The following is a 5,177-nucleotide window of genomic DNA, read 5'->3' on the forward strand; positions in this document are numbered from 1 at the left end:
GCGCCGGGGCTGGAGTTCCGCGGGCTGATGTTCTATCCCGGGCACGTTCGCGACCGGGTGGAGCGGCAGGACGATCCGCTGCGCGCCCTGGCCGCGCGCGTCGCGGAGTTCGGCGACGCGCTCGCCGCGGCGGGGCTCGCGCCTGCGGTCGTGAGCGGCGGCAGCACGCCCACCTTCTGGCGCTCGCACGAGGTGGCGGGGCTCACGGAGGTGCGCCCCGGCACGCAGATCTTCAACGACCGGACGACGGCGGAGATCGGCGCGTGCGGCTGGGACGAGTGCGCGTACAGCGTGCTGGCCACCGTGGTTTCGGTGGCGGTTCCGGGGCAGGCGGTAGTGGACGCGGGGAGCAAGGCCCTGTCGCGCGAGGAGATCCGCGCGGACGCGGCGGGATTCGGTGCGCTGCTGGACCGCCCGGAGATCGTGGTGAAGTCCGTTTCGGAGGAGCACGGCCTGCTGGACCTGTCCGGCACGGACTGGCGGCCCCGCGTGGGCGACCGGGTGCGCATCGTTCCCAACCACGTCTGCGTGTCGGTGAACCTGCACGAGCGCCTGTACGGCGCCCGCGGCGACGACGTGGTGGATGTGTGGGAGGTGGAGGCGCGCGGTCGTTAGATTCGGCGCATCTCCGCAACATCCACGGCGGCCCCCACCCGGGCCGGCACCACCGGCCCACCCTCCCCCAAAACGGACTGGGGGAGGGTTGCCGGGTGGAGGGCGGGCGCGGTTTCCAAGATTCTGTCCAGGCGCCTCCCCTCTGAGCGACTGAAGTCGCCGCAACAACGGCGGAAAGTCCCCCCCAACAACCGGGGGACTTCACCTGCACGGGGTGGCGGAATCCGGTGAGAATTCTCCCCTCTCCGTGCGGCAGTTTGCACGGGGAGGGGTCGGGGGAGGGGCCCGCGCGCAGCGCGATGCAGTGGGCGTCCGGTGCTCTCCTGAGCGGATGAATCCGCCGCTCCATCAGCGGTAAGCCCCGACTCGCGGCCGCTGTCGCGTCCGCGATCGGGGCTTCAACTGCAAGCGAACTCCAAAGATCCGCATGGCACTGGTGTGTGCTCCCTCTCCCACATCTGTTCGTGGGAGAGGGTCGTCGTGCGCAGCACGCGGGGTGAGTGCCACAGCCTGCCGGACGCGCCCAAGTCCCATCACGGCACCATCATCGCCCATCCGCCCCGCATCCCGCCCCCAGCCCCCCACCCGTCCCTGGAACCGCGGGACGGGTGTTATATTCATCCGAACCCCGCCCCGAACGCACGCACGCCAACTCCCCGTTCCGGGTCCCGGCCCGGCATGGAAACGCGCAGGCGAATGAGCAGTCCCCACGAAAACCCGCTGGAAGCGCGCATCGCGCGGCTGGAGCGCATGGTGGAGGAAATCCACCAGCGCCTTCCCGCCGCCGCCGCCGCCGCGCCGGCCGATGTCCAAGCCCCGGCCGCGGCGCCGGCCCTCGCGGCAGAGCCGCCGGCGCGCGCGTTTCCGCCGCTCTACCCGGAGCCGGTGGCGTACGACGACGACCTGCCGCGCCGCCGTCCCGCCGAGCCGCTCATCCACGACGAGATCGCCGCGCTCTTTCGCTGGGACAGCCAGACCTGGCTCAACCGGCTGGGCATCGCGATGCTGCTGCTGGGTGTGGGGCTGCTGTTCCGCTACTCCATCGACCGGGGCTGGCTGACCAACGAGGTCCGCGTGGGCTTCGGCGCGGCGGTGGGCGCGGTGCTCACCGCCATCGGCCTGCGGATGGACCGCGAGCGGCGCTTTTCCGCCGTGCTGCTGGGCGGCGGGCTGGCGGCGTTCTACATCACGGGATGGGCGGCGTTCAACCTGTATGCGCTGGTGCCCTACACGGTTGCGTTCATCGCGCTCGTCGCCATCACGGCGGCGGCGAGCGGGCTGGCGCTCTGGCGCAGCGAGCCGGCGCTGGCGGTGCTCGGCTCCGCGGGCGGGCTGGGTGTGCCGCTGCTGCTGGGGATTTCGTACGCCAGCCCGCGCGGGCTGGCGGCGTACACCTCCATGATCCTGGCGTGGACGGCGGTTCCGTACCTGCGGCGCGGCTGGCGGTCCACCGTGTGGACGGCCAACGCGTTTGCGTGGACGCTGCTGGCGCTCTACGCCAACTGGCTGCCGGACACCTTTCGCGCCGGTCCCGCGGGGCGCGGATGGATCCAGGCCGCCGCGCTGTTCGCGTGGATCGTGCTGGGCGTGCTGCCCCTGGCGCGCCGCGTGGGCAACTGGTTCTCCGGGTCGCACGCGCGCCACGCCGAGCGCCGCTGGACCGGGCTGGATTCGCTGCACTGGTACGCCATCGCGCTCCTGCCGCCCTCCATGCTGCTCGTGGTCACCGGGCTCACCTGGCGCATGCAGCCGGAGCGTCTGGGGCTGATGGCGATCGGGGCGGCGGCGGTGTACGGCGTCGCGGCCGCGGCGGTGCGTGCGCGCGACCTGCGGCTGGCGCGGGTGCTCCTGGTGTCCGCGGCGGCGCTGCTGCCGGTGGGATGCCTGGGCGCGCTGGACGGCGCGGTGCTGCTGGCGTCCCTTGCCGCGCAGATGCTGGCGCTGCACTGGCTCGCGCTGCGCGGAGCGGGGCCGGCGGCGCGGTGGATGGCGCACAAGCTGTTCGTGGCCGCCGGGCTGTGGACGCTGTACCGGCTCGCCTTTCCGGGCGAGGCGAGCGCCGGGCGGGTGCTGGCGGACGTGGCCGTGGCCGCCGCGGTCTTCGCGTCGTCCTACGCCATCCGGGTGCGCACGGAAGTGTCGGTGTACCGCATCTTTGCGCACGTCGTGGTGATGGGGATCGTGCTGCGCGAGGTGGCGCTGCGGCCGGGAGGGCAGGGGATCGCGACGATCCTCTGGTGCGCGTACGGGCTGGGGCTGCTGCTGCTGGCGGCGCGGCGCGGGTCGGCGGCGCTGGAGCGGCTGGCGATCCTGACCCTGCTGGCGACGGTGGCGAAGCTGTTCCTTGTGGACCTGGCGCGGCTGGACGCGCTGTTCCGCGTGCTGATCTTTCTGGGATTCGGCGCCGTGTTCCTGTGGCTGAGCTATTCGATGGCGGGGTGGTGGCGTCCCGCCGCCGCGCCTGAGCCCGCCCCGCGCCCCGCGGGCCACGACGGATGACGCAGCCGTGGGCGCCGCACCCCGGACTGTGCGCCGGGTGCGAGAACGTAAAGATCATCGATACGCGGAAAGGGTCGCGGTTCTACCTCTGCCAGCTTGCCGAGGTGGACCCGCGCTTTCCGCGCTACCCCCGCATCCCCGTCCTCCGCTGCCACGGCTACCGCGAAGCCGCCGTCCCCGTCGAAGCCGAATCGGAGGCGTAGTATTCGTAGTTTTGCTTCATAACCCATTGTGCACCAACACGTTGTCATCCTGACGAGGCGCCGGCCGAACTGTTCGCCGCGCCGCCGCCGGGCGCCGACGAAGGATCTGCTGTCCGCCCGTTCCAACTTCGCGCAGCAGACGGAACGCACGCCCGCGGTATGTACGCGGTTGAAGCCCCGAGCGTGGACGCGACAGCGGCCGCGAGTCGGGGCTTTCCGCTGTTCGAGCGGCGGATTCATCCGCTCAGGGGCCGGCGGGCGACCACGACGCATGGGATCTGCGGAACGACACAAACACGGCCCGTGCAGAGTAAAGGTCCCGACCACGCCCGCCGCCGTGTGGCCCTCACCCGCTCGCTCCGCGAGCACCCTCTCCCACAAGCAGACGTGGGAGAGGGAGCACACCCCAGTCCGGCGCGACGGGGAAGGTCCGCGCCGAACTCATCCCCGCGCAAGACCAGCCTCACGGCAGTATCGTGAGGCTTTCAGCCGTTGTTGCGGCGGCTTCAGCCGCTCAGCCCGGGGACGACGACAAAGGGCGGACGCCACCCTCGGCATCCGCCCCCCATCATCCCTCATCCACCCGAATCCGACCCTCCGCCGTCCGGCCATCGACGTCCGGACGAACGCCTTACGCCGGCACGGATGCGGGTTCGGCGAGCGCGTCCTCGTACTCGCTGAAATCGGGCTCCTCCTGCTCGGCGTACACCGGGTTTGACAGGTAGCGCTCCCCGAAGTCGCAGATCACCGACACGATCAGCTTGCCCTCCATCTCCGGCCGCGCCGCCACCTGCAGCGCCGCCCAGGTGATGGACCCCGACGAGATCCCCGCAAAGATCGCCTCCTCGCGCGCCAGCCGCCGCGCCGTGGCGATCGCGTCCTCGTTCGTGACCTGGATCACCTCGTCGTAGATGTGCGTGTCCAGGTTGCCGGGCACGAACCCCGCGCCGATCCCCTGCTGCTTGTGCGGCGACGGCTGCCCGCCGGACAGCACCGGGCTCTCCGCCGGCTCCACCGCGATCACCCGCAGGTCCGCCCGCCGCTCCTTGAGGTAACGTCCCGCGCCGGTCACCGTGCCCCCGGTGCCCACCCCGGCGATGAACACGTCCACCTTGCCCTCGGTGTCCTCCCAGATCTCCGGCCCCGTGGTGCGGAAGTGCACGGCGGGGTTGGCGGGGTTGTCGAACTGCCGCGCCATCCACCCGCGGTCGCCCAGCGTGGCGGCGATCGCCTCCGCGCGCGCGATGGCGCCCTTCATCCCCTTGGGCCCCTCGGTGAGCACCACCTTGCAGCCCAGCGCGCGCAGCAGGTTGCGCCGCTCCACCGTCACCGAATCCGGCAGGGTAAAGATGCAGCGGTAGCCGCGCGCCACCGCTGCGTACGCCACGCCGATCCCCGTGTTGCCGCTGGTGGGCTCCACGACCACCATCCCCGGCCGCAGCGCGCCGCGGGCGATGGCGTCGTCCACCAGCGCCGCGCCGATGCGGTCCTTGACGGAGTTGAACGGGTTGAAGCCCTCGTGCTTCACCACGATGCGACCCGGCAGCCCCGCGCCCAGGCGGTTCAGCTGGATGAGCGGCGTGCCGCCCATGGTTTCGGTGATGTCGCCGTAGATCCTGCCGCGTGCCATGCGGGCCTCCGGAGAAGATTGATGCGCCGGCGTGTGCCGCCGGCCAGCCAGTGGGCCGATACCCACCGTGGTGAACCCGGTTCCGCGTCCAGAGCGGCTTCCGGGGCTCCGTCCGCGGCTCGCCGGCCGCGGCGCCGAATGGGGCTGGGGGAATACTGTCCGGGACTCTGAGCGGCGGATGGCGGGCGCGTGTGGGAGCGGCGGCACGGCCCGCGGCCGTCCTTCTTTCC

General features: G+C 71.9%; 3 protein-coding genes and 1 pseudogene. 3 read left to right on the forward strand and 1 reads right to left on the reverse strand.

Features of this window, described 5'->3' with window-relative positions:
- The 3 genes and pseudogenes from VF665_RS04405 to VF665_RS04415 all read left to right on the forward strand — a co-directional run.
- Positions 1–615: pseudogene (locus VF665_RS04405) on the forward strand (D-TA family PLP-dependent enzyme); the annotation flags it as partial.
- Positions 616–1,311: 696 nt separating this feature from the next.
- Positions 1,312–3,114, forward strand: a complete 1,803-nt coding sequence (locus tag VF665_RS04410; protein ID WP_331052198.1) for a DUF2339 domain-containing protein — start codon at positions 1,312–1,314, stop codon at positions 3,112–3,114.
- Positions 3,111–3,317: a hypothetical protein gene (locus tag VF665_RS04415; RefSeq protein WP_331052199.1), complete on the forward strand. Its 207-nt coding sequence runs from the start codon at positions 3,111–3,113 to the stop codon at positions 3,315–3,317. Before VF665_RS04410 ends, VF665_RS04415 begins: the two co-directional genes overlap by 4 nt.
- 631 nt (positions 3,318–3,948) lie before the next feature.
- On the opposite strand, the gene cysK is transcribed toward VF665_RS04415, so the two are convergent.
- Positions 3,949–4,947, reverse strand: a complete 999-nt coding sequence (cysK, locus tag VF665_RS04420; RefSeq protein ID WP_331052200.1) for a cysteine synthase A — start codon at positions 4,945–4,947, stop codon at positions 3,949–3,951.
- Between the last annotated feature and the right edge of the window lie 230 nt (positions 4,948–5,177).

This window comes from Longimicrobium sp. (assembly GCF_036387355.1).
In the GTDB taxonomy this organism is placed as follows: domain Bacteria; phylum Gemmatimonadota; class Gemmatimonadetes; order Longimicrobiales; family Longimicrobiaceae; genus Longimicrobium.

Bases quoted from the DNA above. Each gene is read 5' to 3' on its own strand.
- cysK (WP_331052200.1), bottom strand. From the start codon at position 4,947: ATGGCACGCGGCAGGATCTACGGCGACATCACCGAAACCATGGGCGGC.
- VF665_RS04415 (WP_331052199.1), top strand. From the start codon at position 3,111: ATGACGCAGCCGTGGGCGCCGCACCCCGGACTGTGCGCCGGGTGCGAG.
- VF665_RS04410 (WP_331052198.1), top strand. From the start codon at position 1,312: ATGAGCAGTCCCCACGAAAACCCGCTGGAAGCGCGCATCGCGCGGCTG.